Here is a 20,849-nt window from a genome sequence, read left to right as displayed (position 1 = left end):
ACAAAAATGACACAATAGTAAGGGTTGAATTATTTTATCTTTTTCGTGTTGGGAATTCCTTTTATGCAAGGATGCCGGTTTATTGACAGTGGAGAAAATAAAGATGACGGGCGACCAGAGTAACCTTTCCGGTGTGACCCATTCGATCCTGCACGGTTTTAATTATAGTCCGCTGGAAGTGCCGTTCCCCGGTTGGATCATGTACGGCGCATTTCTGAACGAACGGAATAGCTGGTGGCCTTATTTCAATTTGTGGGCGACCTATAAAAGCCGGGTGTCGACTGTCCTTCAGGAATCCGATTTCTTTGCTGATATTGCCGTGATGCATCCGCTGGCTGATATGTGGACGATACACGGACCACAGCGTGATCCGTTCCCCAGCCTGCATTATCCGTCTTATCAATATCATGTGTGGGAAGCAATCCATCAGAACGGAAATAGTTGTGACTATATAAGTGAGAATATCATTCAGCAAAGCAGTTTCAAGAAAGGCAATCTTGTTTTCAATAACGGGAAATATAATACATTGATGCTGCTGGAAGTTGAGTCGATGATGCCGACGACAGCAGAAACACTGGTTGAATTCGTTAAAGCCGGAGGTAAACTGATCTTTGTCGGTAAAGAACCATTTTATTACGAATTGTAATCCGGAGGATGAAATACGGATACAGGCAACATTTGAGGCGAATGGCAGAACACCTTGGTTATGGAATCCGGAAACAGGCGAACGGACACCTTATCCGGTCTCTTCCGGTTCCACTTTACAGATCGACCTGGGGCCGGCCGCATCCAAACTGATTGTTTTTGAGGAAACGAAAGGCGCGAAGATCTCCATTCCGGCTTTGCCGCTTCAGAGTTCGTCTCCGCTCGAACTGAACGGATGGACGGTCAGAATGGCGCATGTCAATGGCGAGTCGGCCAAACGTGAGCTGGATACGTTGGTGGACTTCTCTGCAAACCCGGAAACACAATCGTTTTCCGGCGACCTGTATTATGAAAAGACGGTCGATAATGCAGCCGGATTCAATTACCTGGATTTAGGGAAAGTATATGGCGTTTCGGAAGTAACCCTGAATGGGGAAAAACTGGGATGCAAATGGTATGAAAACCTTGTGTATCAACTGCCGGAACATTTAGCTAAGGCACCGGTCAAATCATTGCAGATAAAGATCACGACAACTGTCGGTAATTATCTGAAGGGTACGCCTGAAAACAAAATAGGGCAGGCATGGACCCATCATCAGAAATGGGCACCGACAGGTATGCTGGGCCCCGTTAAATTAATGTAACATCAGGAATAAACGGATAATGTCTTTTTGTCAACTGAAAAATGTTTCTCTTTTATTTTCTTGGCATTCTCTCATCCCTCATTGCTGCATTATAGGCAGACCAGGCTACGATCACTGCATTATGACGTATATCGTCTAACACCAGACGGTCGGAGATATTCTGTTCGCAGGGGACGGGACCGGCTTCTTCCAGTTTATGGAAATTCAGTCCCGGAACGCTGTAACTACCGGAATGTGCAAAATTATTTGTTCAGCGCCTTTATCAGGTCTGAGCCGGCGCGGAACTTGACGGAGGTACGCGGCTTGATCATCACCGGCTCTCCGGTTTGTGGATTCCGGGCGGGGCGTTCGGTTTGCTCCCAGGGCAGGAAGGTGCCGAATCCCTGGAATACGACCGTATCTCCCTCTTGCAGGGCTTCGGTGGTATTGTCAATGAAGGAGTTGAGTACCGCCTTTATCGCTGCTCTCGTCATGCCGGTGTCTGCGGCTATTTGTCCGATCAATTTACTTTTATTCATATACTACAGGTTTAAATCGTTTTTAGAACAAGTGTTCGGGATACTTGGCCGGAGACGTAGTTCTGCGGTAGAAGCAGGGTATAACTTTTCAGCATAATATCCTTTAAATCGGTATAAATACTCCGTTTTCAGGAGTATGGTTTACTTCTTTTTGTTCTCTGATATTAGTTAATATAAATTGTTCACTTTCTGTTCTTCGCCCTCAATCAGTGGATTAACTACCGTATTACCGGAAATACAGCGTATTCGATAATTTGTAGTAGGCCATTTTCTCTGATTTAATGGAGTTTGTTAAGAACTCAGGAAATTAGGGGGGGCGCTATAGAAATAATGGAGTTATCCATAAACAGAAAGATTTAATTGTTGCAAATAAACCTGTAACAGCCAAGCCACTTGATTAAAAACTGCTTATTTCCGGCAAGATTTCTCCTTGTTTCCTCCCCTGCCAATTCCCTTGTGGTACTTTTACAGAACCCGGCTTTATCGCATTATCCTTGGTGGAAGAGGAGAAAAAGAAGAGAAAAGATGAATTTTATCGCATGTTTGATTGCTTATCCTCTGTATTTATTATCTTTGTCTCCATTAATAACAAAGTTCTTAACGAACTCTGTCCATTTTCCCTTCATAACTCCATTATCGGACATACTGTTCATTATCGGACACTATTCTTTTGTGTTATACTCAGAAAATCAATGATATATGTTTTTGGCATACCTTTTGCTTGTAGCATGGCAAAACATATATTACGATGAAAAAGATCTATATAGCCATTACTTATTTATTGCTGACATGCTTTGGTTTACAGGCCGAAGAACAAGATAATGTAGTCCGTCTGACTTTGAAAGATGCCATTACGCTGGCACAACACCAGTCTGTCGATGCGGCTGTGGCCCTGAACGAATTAAAGACGTCTTACTGGGAATACCGTACCCATGTCGCCGACCAGTTACCGGAGGTTAATTTTAAAGGAACGCTCCCCAGTTACAGCAAGCAATATTCACGTTACCAACAATCGGACGGAACCTATGCTTTTGTGCAGGACAATAACCTGTCGATGGACGGAGCGATCTCTATCGACCAGAATATCGCTCTGACAGGCGGTAAGATCTCATTGAACTCTTCTCTTAATTTCTCCCGCCAGTTAGGGCATGGTGCCTTCAATGAATATATGAGTGTCCCGGTCGGTCTGACCCTGACGCAACCAATCTTCGGCGTGAACGACCAGAAATGGAACCGCCGGATCGAACCTGTTCGCTACCAGGAAGCAAAAGCCGCTTATATTGAAAGCGTAGAGGGAGTAACCATCTCGACGATCGCTTACTTCTTCAATCTTCTGCTGGCAAAAGAAAACCTGGCAACGTCTGTGCAGAATCTGGATAACGCAAATAAACTGTATGATATCGCTATCGCGAAACGCAAGATCGGTCATATCTCTGAAAGTGAACTGATGCAATTGAAATTATCCGCTTTACAGGCGAAAGGTAAGTTGACGGAAGCGCAGTCGAACCTGAACGCCAAAATGTTCCAGTTACGTTCTTTCCTGGGATTGAGCGAGGAAGATGTGATAGAACCGGTCATCCCCGAATCTGTCCCCGACATGCGGCTGGTCTATCAAGAAGTATTGGAGAAAGCCCTGGAAAACAACTCGTTTGCCAAACGCATATTGCGCGAACAACTCGAGGCTGATTATGCAGTAGCGACGGCCAAAGGGAAACGCCGCGATATCAACCTGTTTGCTTCCGTGGGATATACAGGGAAAGACCGTGATTTCAGTGGCGCTTACAATCCGCTGAAAGATAACCAGGTGGTGGAAGTCGGTTTCAGCATCCCTTTGCTGGACTGGGGAAAACGGAAGGGAAAGGTTAAGGTTGCCGAATCCAACCGCGAAGTGGTTCTCTCCAAAAACCGTCAGGACCAGATGACATTCAACCAGAATATCTTCTTGCTGGTGGAGAACTTCAACAACCAGGCTGCCCAGTTGGAAATTGCGGAAGAAGCCGATGAGATCGCCCAGAAACGCTACCAGACATCTATCGAAACATTTATGATCGGCAAGATCAATATTCTCGACCTGAATGATGCCCAGCAATCGAAAGATGATGCCAAACAGAAGCACATACAGGAATTATACGGTTTCTGGAGTTATTTCTATAATGTCCGCAGCGTGACACTTTACGATTTTCTGAACGACCGTAATCTGGATGCCGATTTTGAGGAAATTGTCAGAAAGTAGGTAACTTATTCGTATCTTTACAACCCCAATTAAAGAAACCTATATGATATTAATTATTGATGATGATGCGGCTGTCCGTTCTTCGCTTACTTTTTTGTTGAAGCGGGCAGGCTTTGAACCGGAAGCTGTTCCGGGGCCTGAAGAAGCGTTGGTTATTGTGCGCCGGGAAGCGCCCCAACTGATTCTGATGGATATGAACTTTACCTTGACTACGACGGGAGAAGAAGGGATACAGCTATTAAAACAAGTAAAGATATTTCAGCCGGATGTCCCAGTGATCTTAATGACCGCCTGGGGCTCCATTTCGCTGGCTGTGCAGGGTATGCAGGCCGGCGCTTTCGATTTTGTGACCAAGCCCTGGAACAACCTGGTGTTGCTGAAGTCGATCCGTACGGCTCTGGAACTGAATGAGCAGAAGAAGATGCAGAAATCGCCGTTGAACCGGAACGATGCGGACAGTAAATTCCATTTTGAGAAGATTGTCGGACAGAGTGATGCGCTGATGGATGTGTTGGGAACCGTTTCCCGCATAGCACCGACCAATGCTTCGGTGCTGATTACCGGTGAAAGCGGGACAGGCAAGGAACTGATTGCGGAAGCGATCCACGCCAATAGTCCCCGTATGAAAGAGGCTTTCGTCAAGGTCAACCTGGGAGGATTGTCGCAGAGCCTTTTTGAGAGCGAGATGTTCGGTCATAAGAAAGGTGCGTTTACGGATGCCTATATAGACCGTACCGGACGTTTCGAAATGGCAAACAAAGGGACCATTTTCCTGGATGAGATAGGTGACCTGGAGTTATCCTGCCAGGTAAAACTATTGCGTGTATTGCAGGACCAGACATTTGAAGTGTTGGGCGACAGCCGTCCCCGGAAAGTGGATATCCGGGTGGTGAGTGCTACCAACTGCAACCTTCCGGAAATGGTTGCCGCACGTACGTTCCGTGAAGACCTGTTCTACCGTATCAATTTGATCACGATCCATCTGCCCGCCCTTCGCGAGCGGAAAGACGATATTCCTTTGTTGGCCCGTTATTTTGCCGATAAGCAGTCGGAAGTCAACGGTTTGCCTAAAGTCACTTTCTCTTCGGATGCCGTCAGTTTCCTGCAACGTCTTCCGTATCCCGGAAATATCCGTGAATTGAAGAACCTTGTGGAAAGAACGATGCTGGTATCCGGTAAATCCTTGTTGGATGTGTCCGATTTTGAAGGGCAATGCCTGAATCTGGGGAACAAACAATCCGTGAGAAAAGGCGGAGCCGTCAGTTTCGAGGGTATGACGCTGGACGAGATTGAAAGGCGGACTATCCTTCAGGCTTTGGATACACATGAGGGAAATCTCTCGCATGTCGCATCCGCATTGGGAATCAGCCGGGCAGCCTTATACCGCCGGTTAGAGAAATACGGAATACCTACCGATAAATAAATGATATTCGAATGAGGATAAAAGGATTGTTCTGGATCTTGACCGGGTTGCTGCTGACTATTCTGGCAGTTATCACTTACCATGTCTTCTATAATTATTCTTCCTTTATGTTCTTTATTGTGGAAGGTGTTGTCCTGGTTACGATCTTGTACCTTTTCCTTTTTTACCGTCGTATCATCAAGCCGTTGGATATTATCGGCAATGGTATGGAACTGCTGAAAGAGCAGGACTTCAGTTCCCGCCTGAGCCGTGTCGGGCAGAAGGAGGCCGACCGCATCGTGGACATTTTCAATAAGATGATGGAACAGTTGAAAAACGAACGTTTGCACCTGCGGGAACAGAATCATTTCCTGGATTTGCTGATCAATGCTTCTCCTATGGGAGTGATTATGCTGAATCTGGATAACGAGATCATATCGCTGAATCCCGCTGCCCGCAAGATGTTCGGACAACCTTTGTCGGTCGATTTCGCCGGAAAATCCTTTACAGAGATAGATTCCCCGTTGGCGGTGGAGTTGGCGCGTATTCCCTTGTATGAATCGCAGACTGTTCGCCTGAACGATGCCAATATATATAAATGTACGCATTCCTCTTTTGTCGACCGGGGATTCCATCACTCGTTCTATCTGGTGGAAATACTGACGCAGGAAGTCTTTAAGGCTGAAAAGAAAGCCTATGAAAAGGTGATCCGCATGATTGCCCATGAGGTAAATAATACAACTGCCGGTATTACATCTACATTGGATACGTTGGAATCCACTTTCAGCGAGATGGAAAATACGGAAGATATATGCGACGTGTTGCGTGTTTCCATCGAACGCTGTTACAGCATGAGTCATTTCATTACAAACTTTGCCGATGTGGTGCGCATCCCGGAACCGCAAATACGTAACCATGAATTGAATATGGTGGTGACTTCCTGCAAGCGGTTTATGGAGACGGTTTGCCAGAACCGCAACATTCAAATCATTATGGAGCTGGATGAAGTGTCTCCTGTTGTGCGGCTGGATAGTTCGCTTTTTGAACAGGTGCTTGTCAATATTATAAAGAACGCCGCCGAGTCGATCGAGCGCGACGGCAAGATTTATATACGTACTTCACGTAACCCTGTCTGCCTGGAAATAGCAGATACCGGTAAAGGAATAGACAAAGAAACTGAAAAGAAATTATTCAGTCCTTTTTTCTCCACCAAACCGAACGGGCAGGGGATCGGACTGATCTTTATACGCGAAGTATTGCAGAAACAGAACTGCTCTTTTTCCCTGCGTACTTATACGGACGGTTTGACAAGGTTCCGTATATTGTTTGAATAAGTCTGAAATACAGTAGGCTATAGTTGTTTTCATTTTGTTATATTAGGTAACAAAATGAAACCAGTATGTATAACGTATCAGTAAAAGTAAAAAGGCGTAAGTCGATAGAGGCTGGGAAGCGGATGCCGCTCTATGTGCAGATTATTTATCGCCGCGAGGTCCGGAAGATGGCTTTGCCGTACGTTATCCGAAGAAGAGTGGGACGGAGGCAGGGAGGAAATCAATATCCCGGGTGAAAGCACTTCCGAACGGTCAAAAGAATTGTATGCCATTCGTGAGCAGTTTTCCCGCGATTGCCGGACAGTCCGGTCCGTAATCTATTTGAAGGAGAAAAAGGGTTCCTTTACTCCGGATGAAATAGTGGAGGCGTGTAAGGAACGTTTTGCGGTAGCCAACCTGACAAAATATGTGGAGAAACAGATCTGTGTGCTGCAAGGGGAGGGCAAGGATGAAACGGCCAGGCATTACCAGAGTACGCTGAATGCCTTTATGCATTTCCGGGGTGGCTGCGAACTCAGGCTGGACGAGATCGACGCGCCGCTTTTGAAAGAGTTTGAGACCTACCTGTTCAGTTCCGGAGTTTGTGCCAATACCGTTTCTTTCTATCTTCGCGTGCTCCGGGCTATCCGTAACCGGGCGGTAAGGGATAACCTTGTCGAAGCCATCCCGCAGCTTTTCAGTAATGTCCATACCGGTATTGAAAAGACGCGCAAACGTGCGGTTCAGGAAAATGTGATCCTGGGTCTTGTCGCTTTGCAGCTTCTGTCGCCTGCGTTGCAGCTGGCACGCGACCTGTTCCTGTTCTCTTATTATGCCTGTGGAATGGCCTTTGTGGATCTGGCTCAGCTGACGCGGAAGAATATCGTGGGGGATAAGATCGTCTATATCCGGCGCAAGACCGGGCAGGAGTTGCAGATACGTCTGCTACCCGAAATGAGGAGACTGATTGCCCGTTACCAATATGTATCCGGTCCTTTCCTGTTTCCAGTCCTTACGGGTTCCCGCCCGGACTATATCGGTTATCAGAGTGCGCTTCGTGTTCAGAACAAGCGTTTGAAGAAACTGGGAAAGCTGGTCGGGGCCGACCTTTCGACTTATATTGCCCGTCATATCTGGGCCAGCGTTGCCGCACAGAAAGGGATACCGGAAGAACTTATCTCACAGGGTATGGGACATGAGTCTGTTAAAACGACCCGTATCTATATGGCGCTCCTGGATACCTCGCGGGTGGATCGTGCCAATGAAATCGTGATACATAAGAGGAATTGTAAATCAAAGCCTGTTTATAAAGTCGTATTGTGAGGTGTGTTCTGTCTCTTAGGAAGAGACGGTCCGTCGGTGACAGTCAGTGTTAAAACTTTGCAAATGTACTAACTCTTTTTTATACTTGCACCATTTAGTACGGTGTTTTTCCATATGACTAGCCTTAATATTCATGTATTTACTGAATATTGTTACATCTTTTAAGAAAGAAGGCCTGTTGTTCATGCCTCTCTCCGGTCTTTCTATGTCTGTCTTTTTGCTTCTTTTTCTGTTTGTTATCTATTGATTATCTGTTGTTTACTGTTTGTTTTCCTGTTGTATCTCTTTTTTTCGGCAGGGATGCTAAATGATAAAACTTGAAAAACAAGCACTTTTCTACTTTTCCTTTTTTTCATCTTCCCGTTTTGTTTTCCGGATGTTGTCCCTGAGTGTTCTGCTCTTGCAGTATGGCACCATAAAACAGTTTGAAATCCCTGATTCTTGTGCCTTTTGTGTATCCCTGTTCCGTCTCTTCCTAAGAGACAGAATCCCTCTGACGGTTACCAAATCTAGTATTAATATAATGTATAGGGTTCTTTACTTATCGCTGCTGTATACCGGTTGTTTGTTGCTAACGACAAATATGTATGGACAACAAACCGCACTGAAAACGAATCTCCTGTTCTGGGCGACCACCACTCCGAATACCGGTGTGGAGTTCGGGATGGGACGTCAATTCACCATGGATATCTGGGGTGCCTATAACGCCTGGAAGTTTCCGGATGATATGCGTCTGAACCTGTACCTGATACAGCCGGAAGTCCGCTTCTGGCCGTGTCGCAAGTTTGAAGGGCATTTTTTCGGGGTGCACGGTCATTACGGTCATTTCAATGTCGGCATGATTCCGTTTATCTCCGGCCTGAAAGACCATGTGTTGAGAGGTGACCTTTACGGCGGCGGCGTAACCTATGGCTATCACTGGGCGGTCGGTAACCGCTGGGGATTGGAGGCGATGATCGGCGGCGGTTATGTTTCGATGAAATATACCAAATATAAATGTGCCGAATGTGCGGAGGCATCCGGTTCTTACAGCCGTAGCTATTTCGGCCCGACACGTATCGGTTTTTCAGTCATCTATTTTCTGCGCTAAAATAACTTGTCCGATGAAACATACCTTCTTCTATAATATATATGTATGGGCCGTTTGCCTGGTGCTTTTTGCGTTGCCTGCCGGCGCGCAGCATATCCGTGTCGTGCCGCAGCAGGTCTCTGTGCGTAACGACAGCCTGCAACTGCTGCTCGATATGGACCTGGAGGCAGTGAATGTGTCCGCAAGCACAGCCGTTATTTTTACCCCTCAATTGCTTGGACCGTCCAAACAACTTCTTTCTTTGCCCCCTGTCATTATCAGCGGCCGTATCCGTGAGCGTCAGGACCGCCGCGAACGGTACCTGTCTGCCGGCAAAGAATCTTCCGTCCCATATCTCCGCATCCGCGATACCCGGCATACGGGATCAAAGAAAATAACTTACCGGATGTCCGTCCCTTACACCTCGTGGATGCAGCAGGCTTCTTTATTACTCTGCCAGGAGGTGAAAGATTGCTGTGACCTCCAACTGCTGGGAGTGGATACGCTGGTACGTAAACTCAGCTTAAACCATGTGCCGCAACCGATTGGTGAGGCTCCCGTTCCCGTGCCTGACACGGGATCGCAGAAGAAGCGTCCTCTTTCCCGGGCGAATATGACAAAAAATACGAAGGATCGGGCCGTTGCCCCTGCGATCCCGCATCGGGTGCGGGAACAGTCCGTCGATGTGACCGCTTACGAGTCGATGGTATCCTATCTGCATCCTGAAACCGGTCGGTCCGGCAAACGCCATACCGAGAGTGCCGTGCTCTATTTCGATTACCCGATCGGCAAGGACGATATTTATCCTGATTATAAAAACAACCGTGAAGAGATCGATAAGATCGACCGTATCATGGTGCCTTTGCAGGATAACCGCTTTACCTCGGTGGAGCGTATCCGTATCTGCGGCTATTCTTCCCCCGACGGTCCTTACGGCGACAATGAACGGCTGGCAAAAGCGCGTTCGGGGCTTTTTGCCTATTACCTGCGGAATGCATACGGCATTCCCCGCAACCTGGTGGAAGTTTCTTCGGTGGCAGAGGACTGGGAAGGACTGTCCGATCTTATGAGGCAGGAAAAACCTTCGTGGCAGGATGCCGTGCTCCGGGTGATCCGCCGTTACGGCATTTTCAACGGGCGTGAAAAGCAATTGATGGATTTAGAGGGCGGGACGCCCTACAGGGAGATGATGCGCCATTACTTTCCGAAGCTGCGGCGTATAGAGGTTGTCGTTCAATACGATGTCCGCAAAGTGGAGGGCGACGAAGCGGCAGAACTGATCTATACGCATCCCGACCTGCTGAGCCTGGAGGAGATATATGCCGTGGCACGCTATTACCGTCCCGGGACGGAACAATACCGTGAAGTCTACGAGATAGCCGCCTTTCATTTTCCGGATGATGTGGTGGCGAATGTGAATGCGGCCTCGGCTGTCATGCTGACGGGCGACCTTACATCGGGCTGGGATTATCTGCGCAAGGTGGAGGCGGACCCGCGTGCCTGGAACAACCTGGGCGTGCTGACGCTGATGGAAGGCGACCTGTCCGGTGCGGCGGTGTGGTTCCGTAAGGCGGTGGGTGTGGAACCCCGCAAGGCGCGGAAGAATCTGGAGATAGCTGAAAGTTATTTGGAAAGCGATGAATAGGAAACGGTCCCGGACATATTTCAAGCATTTGATTTTTATGATACTGACAGTACTGCAATCAAGCTGCACTTTCGGAGATGAACCCGGCGTTTGTCCCTACAATACCCGCCTGGACTATTGGTATGCAGGCAGCGGTAGCGAGAACCAGCTGCCGGTCTACGTCGATAACCTCCGGCAGTACCTGTTCGACAGCGAGGGTGAACTGCTGGGCGTCGAACCTCTCCGTGGCGACAGTATCCGCGGCTGGCAGGGCAACCTGGCGGCGGGTGAATATACGGTCGTCCTCTGGGGCAACCTGGCGGACGACGGCAGTGACGGCCTGGCTATAGAGCCGGAATCCGGACAGAAGCTGGCCGATATGGAGCTGAGCGCCGTCACATCCGGTGCCCCTGCGGGATACCGGACGAACACCGGTCGGCTGTATTACGGCAACCTGACGTTTCGCGTGGAGGAAGGCCGGAGCTTCCGGCGCCGTGTTTACCTCTCGCATGCCCATGCCTCGCTGCATGTCACGGTGCAATGGATGGCGGATGCGCCGGCGGAAGGCGGTACCTACCGGATGCGGATGAAGGGGATCGCCTCGGAATACGGCTTTGTGAAAGGCTGGGAGAGTGAGGAACAGCCGGAGGGCGGTTCGTATGCGGTTCCATACATCGGCACCTCGCGTACCAATCACGAGACACGTGCCTCGATGAATTACGACGGCGAAGTGACAGGCGAGTTCGTCACTTTCCGCTATACCTCAGGCACGCACCAGTTATGGAGCCTGTGGCGTAACGACGAACGTATCGTCGGCGATCTGGACCTGTACCGCTTTTTTGCCAAAAAACCGATGGATATGGACCGTAATATCGAGCAGGAGTTCGAAATCCTGGTCACGGTCTATGCCGATAAGATCATCGTCACGGAAGTTACGGAATCGGATTGGGACGAAGGCGGTGCGATCGGCTAACAGATAATTAATCCGGTACGGGAGCGTAGCGGATAGATATAAGCGTTCTTTGACATGGTGTAATTAATGGGAATTTTTAGGTAAGACTTGAAATATATTCTTTCATGGTTTGTGAAGAATATATATTTCCTTATATTTGCGCATTATCAATCAAAACAATTTAGTCTATGAAAAAAGAAAAATGTGTAAAAGCGGAAATCAATGCTGATGGCAGACAAGTTTCAATCTTATCATTAGGAAGAAATAATGATTACATTTCTTTGACGGATATTGCCCGTTATAAAAGTGATGATCCCAACGATGTAATAAAAAACTGGATGAGAGGAAAAGATGTTATCCAGTTTCTTGGCCTTTGGGAGAAATTGAATAATCCGGATTTTAAACCCGTCGAATTTGACGGGTTTAAAATGGAAGCAGGAACAAATGCTTTTACTCTTTCTCCCCAAAAATGGATTACAGCAACAAATGCAATCGGTATTATTTCAAAGGCAGGTCGTTATGGAGGGACTTTTGCCCATACTGATATTGCTTTTGAATTTGCATCCTGGATTTCAGCCGAATTTAAGTTGTATATTATTAAAGATTATCAGCGGCTGAAAAATGACGAAAATAGTAACTCCTCTTTAGGATGGAACTTAAATCGTGAACTGGTAAAAATTAATTACCGTATACATACCGATGCGATAAAGGAAAATCTTATTCCGGAATCTATGGCTAACAAATTACAGGGTATTGTTTATGCCAATGAAGCAGATATATTAAATGTGTCTCTTTTTGGAAAGACAGCCAGACAATGGAGAGATGAAAATCCCGGATTGACAGGTAATATCAGGGATTACGCTACATATCATCAATTGATCGTTCTTATAAATCTGGAGAGTATGAATGCTGAACTGATCAAGATGGGACTATCTCAAAATGAACGAGTATTGCGATTAAATAAAATGGCAATAGAACAAATGTCTTTATTGCTTCGTGATATATCTATAGAGCCAATCAAAGGGCTGAATAAGTAACCTTTCTTTTCCTATTAATTACATCCGTGTTTGAAAATGCACGGATGTACAATCGTTACATAATACTGGGTCCGGTATCATGCTGCTTTTTGTGCATCCATATGATTTTGAATTGAAAGAGATTTTTAAACATATAGTATTCACTTTAAAAGAGTAGTTATGAAAAAGACGTATTTAATGTTGCTTCTGGCCCTGTCCGGCCTGGGAAGCGGTTGTACAAACGATGACGGCACGACGGAGAGTCCGTCCGGTGCCGGCGGTGAGATCCAGCTGGTGTTCAGCGGGAGCGGTGAGAGCGAGGAATATACGAAGGCCATCGCTTCCAACAGTGAGAATGAGATAAAGAACCTGAAGGTTTATCTTTTTGCCTCGTCGTCGGCAGAAGCGGGTGATGACGAGTATTATTACATGGAAACCTGGTCGAAGACGGAGGCAACCCCTACCGGAAACCAGTTCCTCCTTCAATCGTCGGGCTCTTCGTATAAGGCCTCTATCAAACCCGGAGAGTTGAAAGGCCTTCCGTATCTGACACTGGTCTGTGTGGCGAACCAGGACGACCTTTTTAAAGGTGACGGCAATGCTTTTGGCGGCCTGACCGCCGTAACGGTCGATGCCAACGGTGCGCCCCAGAATGCCGCTGCGGCAACCGACCTGGCCGATTTCAAAGCCGCCTATACGGCCAGTCTGGCAGCGGACGGTATCATCAAAACTCCCCTGGTCATGACGGGAATGGAGAAAACGAAGATCAGCGGGAGCGTCTCTAAAGTCGCCATTACGCTGAAACGTGTCGTTGCCCGTTTCGACATCGACAATACGACGGCGACCTCCCGTTTGACCATCACGCATATCGCTTTGGGACAGGGCCGTCCGAACGCCTCCCTGTTTGGTGCGGCACTGGCGGAGGTAACGCCTCCTGCGGGTGTGATGACCTATGCCGACGTCGAATACAAAGGAGAGAACGCCAACCAGGGAACCCTTGAAAGTGCCCTTTACGTTTATCCGAACCTGGCCACGGATAAGAGCTTTTTGATCATTAAGGGTACCTACAGCAGCCCGTCTACAGGCCAGCCGATAGATGTGACCTATAACATCCCTATCGTCAAAACCCCTGAAGACGCCACCCCTACAGAGCCTGCCAATTACATCGCCATCAACGCCAACAGTCGTTACAAGCTGCACATCACGGACGTGACCGAATCAAACATCTTCTCCACCTTCGAAGTGGAAGACTGGACTTCGGGCGGTGGTGTGATAGTCAAACCGGGTAACGATGCACCTGTATTCGATGTCGCCACCGGATTTACCGCTGCCGACGGAGGCAATATCGCGGATATCCCGGTCGCAGTAACCTATGCCGGGGGAACAACTTCCACCACTGAATTTAAGGTAGTGGATGGAAAATCCTTTAAGACAACCCTCGCTGCCACCGGTAAAATCCGTGCAGAGAAAGCCCCGGCAACCAAAGCCGATGTGGCACCCGATGCGTGGCTGACCTTCGATGCCCCGACTTACGAAGAGAAGGACGGCATATGGTATACGACATTCGTATTCAAATCTACCGACGCAACGGGAAAACAACCTGTAAACGTTACCTTCATCAACGAAGCTGCCTCTTACGATCCCGACCTGTGGACTACCCTGACTTTCTACGGTCCGCTGGCTGCCCCGTCCCTGAAAGAGGTAGTAAACGGACACAGTACCGGAAACGCAGTGGATATCGCAGCATCTACCGCCACGATGTATAAGCTCAATAACAGCCTTATCAAAGTGGAAGCCATGTGTATCGAAGGGGTAACGGTGGAAGTCCCTGCCGGATTTGTTGCAGAAGCAGGTGAAACGAATGGTTATACGACTGTTTATACGGTAAAGATCAATAAAGTATCAGAACTGGTAGGTAACGAACAGAAAATCACGTTCAAGAACAAGGAAGCGGGTGACGTTAAAACCGAATTGACCGTAACCCTGGCCGAACCGGGCATGACCATGGAAGAAGGAACCGATACGAACAATGCCGCTGATGTGACCGACAATACGATCAAGGTCGACCTGGACGTTCTGGCCACCGGAAACTTCACCTTCAAGGTAAATGCCCCGCAAGGCCTTACAGCGGGAAGCCTGGAGTGTCCGTGGCTGACAATCACCGAAAGCCATGCCTGGGCGGATACCGACGGTAACCGTTATGCCGAATATACGGTTGCAGCCAAAGGCGGCACTCCAGCCAACTTCGATGACTTCGACATCCTCTTTACCAATGCCCTGGCGGGAGCAGCCAACCTGACCGTCACGCTGAACAAGGCCGCCAGCAAACCCAAACTGGAAGCCGCCACAGCAGGAACAGCCAGCGACTTCAACGGAACGGTCTCATTCCCTGACGCAAGCACAGCAACAGTCGACATGTATAAAGCTGACGGCAGTAAGGTGTATGTAAAAATGACCTGTGATGAAGCAGCCGCCTTTGCCAGTGTCACCGGTCTGAGTATGACTAAAGAATCTGACGATAATTACGAGGTCAAAGTAACGGATGCCACCCAGTTTACAGCCGGAGCCACAACGGTTATCACCGCTAAAAACAGCAGTGATGAAACCCGTACGGCAACACTGACTATAACCTGGTTGGATCCGGCGATAACATTTGAGAAAACGTTGGATACAGCCAGTGCAGGAACGATAGTGGGTGATGATATTAATGTAAATGGGACAACCTTTAAAGATTCATACGGAACAATCAAAGTAAAAATCAAAGGTTATAAAGGTTCCGTTATTGCTGTCTCGGATGTCAGCAGTACTTGGGCCGGCATTGCGAATCCTCCTTCTGTTATAGCGGAAGATGGTACGGCAGAAATTACGATTTCTGCAGCAACGGCTGTAAATGCAGATGCTACAAATGATATAACAATCACTGTAACGAATGCGATTACCGGCGGAGGTGATAAAACGATTACGTTGAAGAAACAATAAACTGTAAATAACAAAAAAAAGAATCATGAACATAAAATATAAACTATCCAGCATCGCCGCCAGCTTCCTGCTGGCCGCCTGCACCAGTGAAAACACACTGGAACCCCCGACGCCTCCCGACGAAGGCACGGCATCGGCAAACAACACCCGTGAAGTCCTGTTATCCCTTAAAAACAAGCTGAAAGTCAGCCCTGTCGGAACGAAAGCCGGCGATGTGATCGCCACGGTGGAGGAAAACCATATCTACAGTCTCGACGTCTACGTTTTCGGTTCCAAGACGGAGGGAGGCGACTACACCTTCCTGCAACAGTTTTATTACCGTGAAGACGCCCGCCAGATTGTCGACGGCGAATACGCCACCAGCTTCACCCTGAATACGGGAGCCGATAACTCGACCGCCCTGCTGAAAATGCAGAAAGGTCTCTTCGTCAAAGTCTACTGTATTGCCAACAGCACCAAACTGATCGACGCTGCCGGTGCAGAGTTCGCCGGCTTCCAGCCATTGGTACAGACGAAACCCGGCCAGCCGGATAACGTTGTCACTCCCGGTGTGCCTACCGAGACAGCCTTCAAGGCGCTCCATACCGCAGTCCTGAAAGCCGACGAGCCGACCGATATCCTGAAAACCCCGCTGCCTATGACCGGCGCCTACACCACGCCGCTCGACCTGACCGACTTCTCCGTCTCCGCCCGTACGCAACTGGGCTTCAAGCTGACCCGTATGGTCGCCCGTTTCGATGTGGAGAACGATGCGTCGAAATCGAAGTTCACCGTCGAATCGGTGAGTATGGGCAACGGACGTACCGGCGCCACCTATTTCCCGGTGAAGGTCCTGGGAACCGAGCCGGCTGCCGACGGTGACCTGATCACCTATCCGGTCCGCGACTATGTAGCCGACCAGACAACCGCGAGTCCCAAAGGAACAGGTGTTTTCTATTCCTATCCGAGTCCGGTGGGCGACGGCGGTTACCTGATCCTGAGCGGTACTTATGCCGCCAACAAAACCGACAATATCCCGGTCACCTACAGGGTCCCCTTCAAACCCGCAGGCAACGAGACGGGTAACTATATCGAAGTAGCGCATAACCACCGTTACATGGTCAAGATCACCGATGCCGACGAATACCATCTGGACTTCACGCTGAATGTGGCTGACTGGGCGGACGAGGGCACAGTCGACAATTACAAGCCGGATAACGACTTTTCCAAAGATGCGTTGGCCCTGGCCGATGCAGGCAATAGCCCGGAAGTGAAACTGCTCGCGGACGGCAGGGTGATGATGACTACCGAAGCCTCGAAAACACTGGCCTTTACCATCGCATCGAACAATGTGAAGGTGGAGGGCATCACCGAAAAACTGGATTATGCCGGTGGTGACGAATGGCTGGTCGTAGATGGTGAGAGGACGAACACGACGAAAGCCTCCATGCTTACCACATTTACGTATAAGACGGCGGACGGTATCGGCAGCATGAGCAATTTCCGCCCGGTAACCATCCAGCTTACCAATGTAGCCAGCGGCAAGACATTGGATGTAATCGTTGTACCGAAAGACCAGACAGGTCCGGAGATCAGCCTGGTGGAAGAAGAAAGTAACAACAATACCTACAATGCGGCCACCCGGACGGTGACGCTCCTGAATGAGGACGGACAGGCCATCCAGCTGAAAGCGACTGCCGTTGCCATACCGGGCGAATCGCCCGAGACCGGAAGCAGTACTGTTTCGGCGGACAACTGGATTCAGGTATCTCCCGCCAGCTCTGCGGAAGCCGAAGGTGTCTATACGATAACGTTGCCGACGGCAAAGGATAATGCGACGTACACGACTACGCTGACGTTTACCTCTACGGCAACAGGTGCGAAAACAACAGTGAATGTGAAACTAAAAGAAGCCTCCCCATCCATCTGATGAATAAGCGCGATTTAGTAGTATCCCTATCCGAACGCCTCTCCCTGACCCAATCCCAATCCGTTGAGATTGTGAACGCCTGGGAGGGCGTTCTCACGGACGCATTGCAGTCCGGTGAACGGCTCACGCTGCAAGGTTTCGGTACTTTTTTTGCCTGGAGCCAGACCGAGCGGACAGGACGTAATCCCCGAACGGGTGAGACCTGCCGCATCGAAGCGCGTGTCAGTGTGAAGTTCAAGCCCGGCAAATTCCTGCTGGCCGCATTGAACGAGAAAAAGAATGATTGTCAATCAACAAATGAAAATAAAGATGAGACTATTTAATAAGTTATATGGAATCAGCCTGTTTACCCTGCTTCTCTCTGTGGCGTCCTGCACCAGCGAGACGGAGGAACAGCACCGGACGTCTGCTCCGGACCCCTCCGGAAGCGAGGCCCGCCGTGAAGTGATGCTGACGCTTAAAAACAAATTGTCGGTCGTAAAGACCAAGGCCGGTGATGCGATCGCCACAGCCGATGAGAACAAAATCTCGTCGCTCGACATCTACGTCTTCGGCAGTACGACCGAGAATGGAACCTACACCTATCAGGAACGTTTCAGCTATCGCGAAAGCGGTGCGGAGATGCCGTCGGGCAATGATGTGACGCCTCTCGATCTGACGGCAGTCGGTAGCGACGGCAAACAGACGAATGCCCTTTTATCCCTGAAGAAAGGCTTGTTTGTCAAACTCTACTGCATCGCCAACCAAAGCAAGCTGATCGATCCGGCCACTGATACCGTGTTTAATGGCTTTATTCCGCTCGTGCAATCGAATCCGGGACAACCGGGTAACACCGTCACGGAAGGAACTCCGACCGAGTCCGATTTCCTGCTCTTCAAAAGTATCCAACTCGACCCCGCATCGGCAACCGACATACTAAAAACCCCGCTGCCCATGACCGGGGCCTATGCTACGCCGCTCGACCTGACCGATTTCTCAGTCTCGGCACGTTTGCAACTGGGTTTCCGCCTGACCCGTTCGGTGGCGCGTTTCGATATCGTGAATGATGCTGCCACCTCTAAGTTTACGATCCAATCGGTCAGTATGGCGAATGGCCGTCGGGGAGTAAGTTTCTTTCCTTTAAAAGTTACGGGTACTTTGCCGACAGCCGCTGCCGGCGATCTGATCACCTATCCCGCCCGCCCGTTCGATGGAGAGAAAGCAAATGCAGGTAACTGCCTTGGCGCTTTCTATACCTGGCCCAGTCCAATGGGAGATGGTGGTTACCTGATCTTATCGGGGACTTATGCCACTAACCAGACCGAAAATGTCCCGGTCACTTATAAAGTGCCTTTCAAACCCGAAGGAGATGGCAACTATATAGAAGTATCCCAGAATCACCGCTACACGGTCAATATTACTAAAGCCGACGAATATCATCTTGACTTCACGATCAACGTGGAAGACTGGACGGACGAAGGTAATATAGATGATTATGAGCCGGGTGGGGAAGCGGATGAGAATGGTATGGTTGTAAATATCACAGATGCAAATGGGACGTATGATACAGATACCCGTACGGTAACAATGGCAATTACCAATGATGTTCAGTTTACGATAGAAGGAAACTCAACGTCCGGTTACTTTACTACGTTATACTATGAAAATGGAGATGTCGATCATCAATGGCTAACCATCAATCCGGAGGCTGACTATATGCCAACGAAAACGGAAGCTGCGCCAACAATATATACTGTAAGCAAGAAAAATGAATATATAGGTACAAAATTCCCTGTAGCCTTCATCCGTTTTACCGATAAGATTTCAGCCAAAGAAACGGTTGTCATAGTGCAGCCGATAGCCGATCCGGTGGTCAAGGAAAAGACTATATCCAGTGGTAGTACGATTGATGTTGATGCCGGAGAAATAGTGCTTTATCAATCCTCATCAGTGACTTCTCCTGCTGTAGAGTTTAGCGTTTTTTCTTCCGGCGGAAGTAAACTGGAATTCCCGGACGGTGATACTCCCGGTAATTGGCTAACCATATCTCCGGCAACAGAACAAGACTTGTCGCAAAGCAATTATACTTTGACTTTAAACTCATCTGCTGCAGATTTCCCTGATCCATATCCTCTTGATGGAAAAACAATACATATAATAAACAAAGGGGATGAAACGAAAAAGACGATTTTTAAATTGAAGTTGAAATCGGATATAACAGCCACTTCTGCTATTGCTGGAAATGCGGAGTTCGATGCAAGTAAAGATATTTTGCGCTTATATAATAACCCGAATGATAAAATAACGTTGAATGTAAATGCCGTCGGAGGTGTTGAGTTGGATGCAACTGTTGATTGGTTAACAGTGGATAAAACAATTACGGATAAAAATACGAACACATATGTTTTTTCTGTAGGTGCTGGTGCTTCTACAGGAGTAAGTCAGAAACTGACATTCCGTAGTAAAGCTGATAATTCAATAACTAAAGTATATACGGTCTATTCTATAAAAAAGGAATTAGTCTTTAGCAACTATACAGATAACTCCGATTATTCGTCCATTAATAATATAAGCAATGCAACGCCTGAAATCACTTATTTCCCATGTGCAGATTCTTATTGTGAATTTACAGTCGTTTCGCCAAAAGGAATTACCGTTGGTGGCTCTTCCTGGGCTAAAGCAATAGAATATTCCAAAACAATATTGTCTTCTGGAGCCATACAAAGTGTGATTAGGGTTCAAAGAGTATATGCAGACAATTATTTTGCAAGCTTTAAATCTAGGTTTACGATAACTGTTTCTAATAATTATCCTTCACAAAGTTCTAAAAGTTTTGGTATTTCGCAATATCAAGCAGGTATTGTTTATCCGGGAAGTAAGTATCCTGCAAATCCTGTAAATAGTTATTGGGTAGCTCCTGTTAATTCTGCAAATTCGATTTCATATTATGATATGCGTAATAGAGTTACAAACGGAACAGCTTGTCCTTCGGGTTGGTGGATTCCTTCTCATGGAGAAAATCTGACAATTATGGGTATTTCTGAAGGTAACACTCTTGCCTATAATTTGAACTCGTATCCTCAAGTAAAGAAGGCTTATGGAAATAATCCTGGAGATGTTTATTATTGGGCTTCGAATAATGATCCAATAGGTTGGGGACTTAGATTTTTTAATGGATGGTTCTCAACATGGACTTTAGGAGAAAAAAATATCTGTAATCTCCGTTGTGTAAAAAGAAAATAG

Annotated in this window: 15 protein-coding genes; 14 read left to right on the top strand and 1 reads right to left on the bottom strand. The window is 48.0% G+C overall.

Annotated elements, in window-relative coordinates; all coding sequences use genetic code 11:
• Positions 1-88: 88 nt before the first annotated feature.
• The gene (locus tag K6V26_RS15560; RefSeq protein ID WP_224263228.1) at positions 89-646 is read left to right on the top strand and encodes a glycosyl hydrolase; all 558 of its coding nucleotides are present in this window, start codon (positions 89-91) and stop codon (positions 644-646) included.
• Positions 612-1,289: a hypothetical protein gene (locus K6V26_RS15555; protein WP_224263227.1), complete on the top strand. Its 678-nt coding sequence runs from the start codon at positions 612-614 to the stop codon at positions 1,287-1,289. Before K6V26_RS15560 ends, K6V26_RS15555 begins: the two co-directional genes overlap by 35 nt.
• Before the next feature lie 242 nt (positions 1,290-1,531).
• Here K6V26_RS15555 and K6V26_RS15550 read toward each other — a convergent pair whose 3' ends face one another.
• Positions 1,532-1,762, bottom strand: a complete 231-nt coding sequence (locus tag K6V26_RS15550) for an HU family DNA-binding protein (protein WP_229102479.1) — start codon at positions 1,760-1,762, stop codon at positions 1,532-1,534.
• A 793-nt stretch (positions 1,763-2,555) separates the two neighbouring features.
• Between K6V26_RS15550 and K6V26_RS15545 the strand changes: the two genes are divergently transcribed.
• The 12 genes from K6V26_RS15545 to K6V26_RS15490 all read left to right on the top strand — a co-directional run bounded on the left by K6V26_RS15545 (position 2,556) and on the right by K6V26_RS15490 (position 20,849).
• On the top strand, positions 2,556-4,040 hold the full coding sequence (locus K6V26_RS15545) for a TolC family protein (protein WP_224263226.1): 1,485 nt from the start codon (positions 2,556-2,558) through the stop codon (positions 4,038-4,040).
• 43 nt (positions 4,041-4,083) lie between these two features.
• Positions 4,084-5,463: a sigma-54-dependent transcriptional regulator gene (locus tag K6V26_RS15540; protein WP_046145120.1), complete on the top strand. Its 1,380-nt coding sequence runs from the start codon at positions 4,084-4,086 to the stop codon at positions 5,461-5,463.
• Between the two features lie 11 nt (positions 5,464-5,474).
• On the top strand, positions 5,475-6,776 hold the full coding sequence (locus tag K6V26_RS15535; RefSeq protein WP_046145119.1) for a sensor histidine kinase: 1,302 nt from the start codon (positions 5,475-5,477) through the stop codon (positions 6,774-6,776).
• Positions 6,777-6,908: 132 nt separating this feature from the next.
• Positions 6,909-8,078 (top strand): site-specific integrase, encoded by a 1,170-nt coding sequence (locus tag K6V26_RS15530; RefSeq protein WP_224263225.1) that lies wholly within the window; start codon positions 6,909-6,911, stop codon positions 8,076-8,078.
• A gap of 583 nt (positions 8,079-8,661) precedes the next feature.
• On the top strand, positions 8,662-9,168 hold the full coding sequence (locus K6V26_RS15525) for a DUF3575 domain-containing protein (protein WP_262905141.1): 507 nt from the start codon (positions 8,662-8,664) through the stop codon (positions 9,166-9,168).
• Between the two features lie 13 nt (positions 9,169-9,181).
• On the top strand, positions 9,182-10,792 hold the full coding sequence (locus K6V26_RS15520; protein WP_224263223.1) for a DUF3868 domain-containing protein: 1,611 nt from the start codon (positions 9,182-9,184) through the stop codon (positions 10,790-10,792).
• A gap of 37 nt (positions 10,793-10,829) precedes the next feature.
• Complete coding sequence (locus K6V26_RS15515) at positions 10,830-11,744, top strand: FimB/Mfa2 family fimbrial subunit (protein WP_224263222.1); 915 nt, start codon at positions 10,830-10,832, stop codon at positions 11,742-11,744.
• Between the two features lie 167 nt (positions 11,745-11,911).
• The gene (locus K6V26_RS15510) at positions 11,912-12,760 is read left to right on the top strand and encodes a KilA-N domain-containing protein (RefSeq protein ID WP_010802370.1); all 849 of its coding nucleotides are present in this window, start codon (positions 11,912-11,914) and stop codon (positions 12,758-12,760) included.
• A gap of 159 nt (positions 12,761-12,919) precedes the next feature.
• On the top strand, positions 12,920-15,718 hold the full coding sequence (locus tag K6V26_RS15505; RefSeq protein ID WP_224263221.1) for a hypothetical protein: 2,799 nt from the start codon (positions 12,920-12,922) through the stop codon (positions 15,716-15,718).
• A 25-nt stretch (positions 15,719-15,743) separates the two neighbouring features.
• Entirely contained in the window at positions 15,744-17,627 is a 1,884-nt protein-coding gene (locus K6V26_RS15500; RefSeq protein WP_224263220.1) for a hypothetical protein, read from the top strand.
• Complete coding sequence (locus K6V26_RS15495; RefSeq protein WP_007659123.1) at positions 17,627-17,950, top strand: HU family DNA-binding protein; 324 nt, start codon at positions 17,627-17,629, stop codon at positions 17,948-17,950. Before K6V26_RS15500 ends, K6V26_RS15495 begins: the two co-directional genes overlap by 1 nt.
• Positions 17,937-20,849, top strand: coding sequence for a fimbrial protein (locus tag K6V26_RS15490; protein ID WP_224263219.1), 2,913 nt, complete (start codon positions 17,937-17,939; stop codon positions 20,847-20,849). The genes K6V26_RS15495 and K6V26_RS15490 overlap by 14 nt, the downstream gene beginning before the upstream one ends.

The sequence above is a fragment of the Parabacteroides goldsteinii genome, from assembly GCF_020091425.1.
Classification (GTDB): domain Bacteria; phylum Bacteroidota; class Bacteroidia; order Bacteroidales; family Tannerellaceae; genus Parabacteroides; species Parabacteroides goldsteinii.
This window is presented reverse-complemented; position numbering and strand designations above follow the sequence as displayed.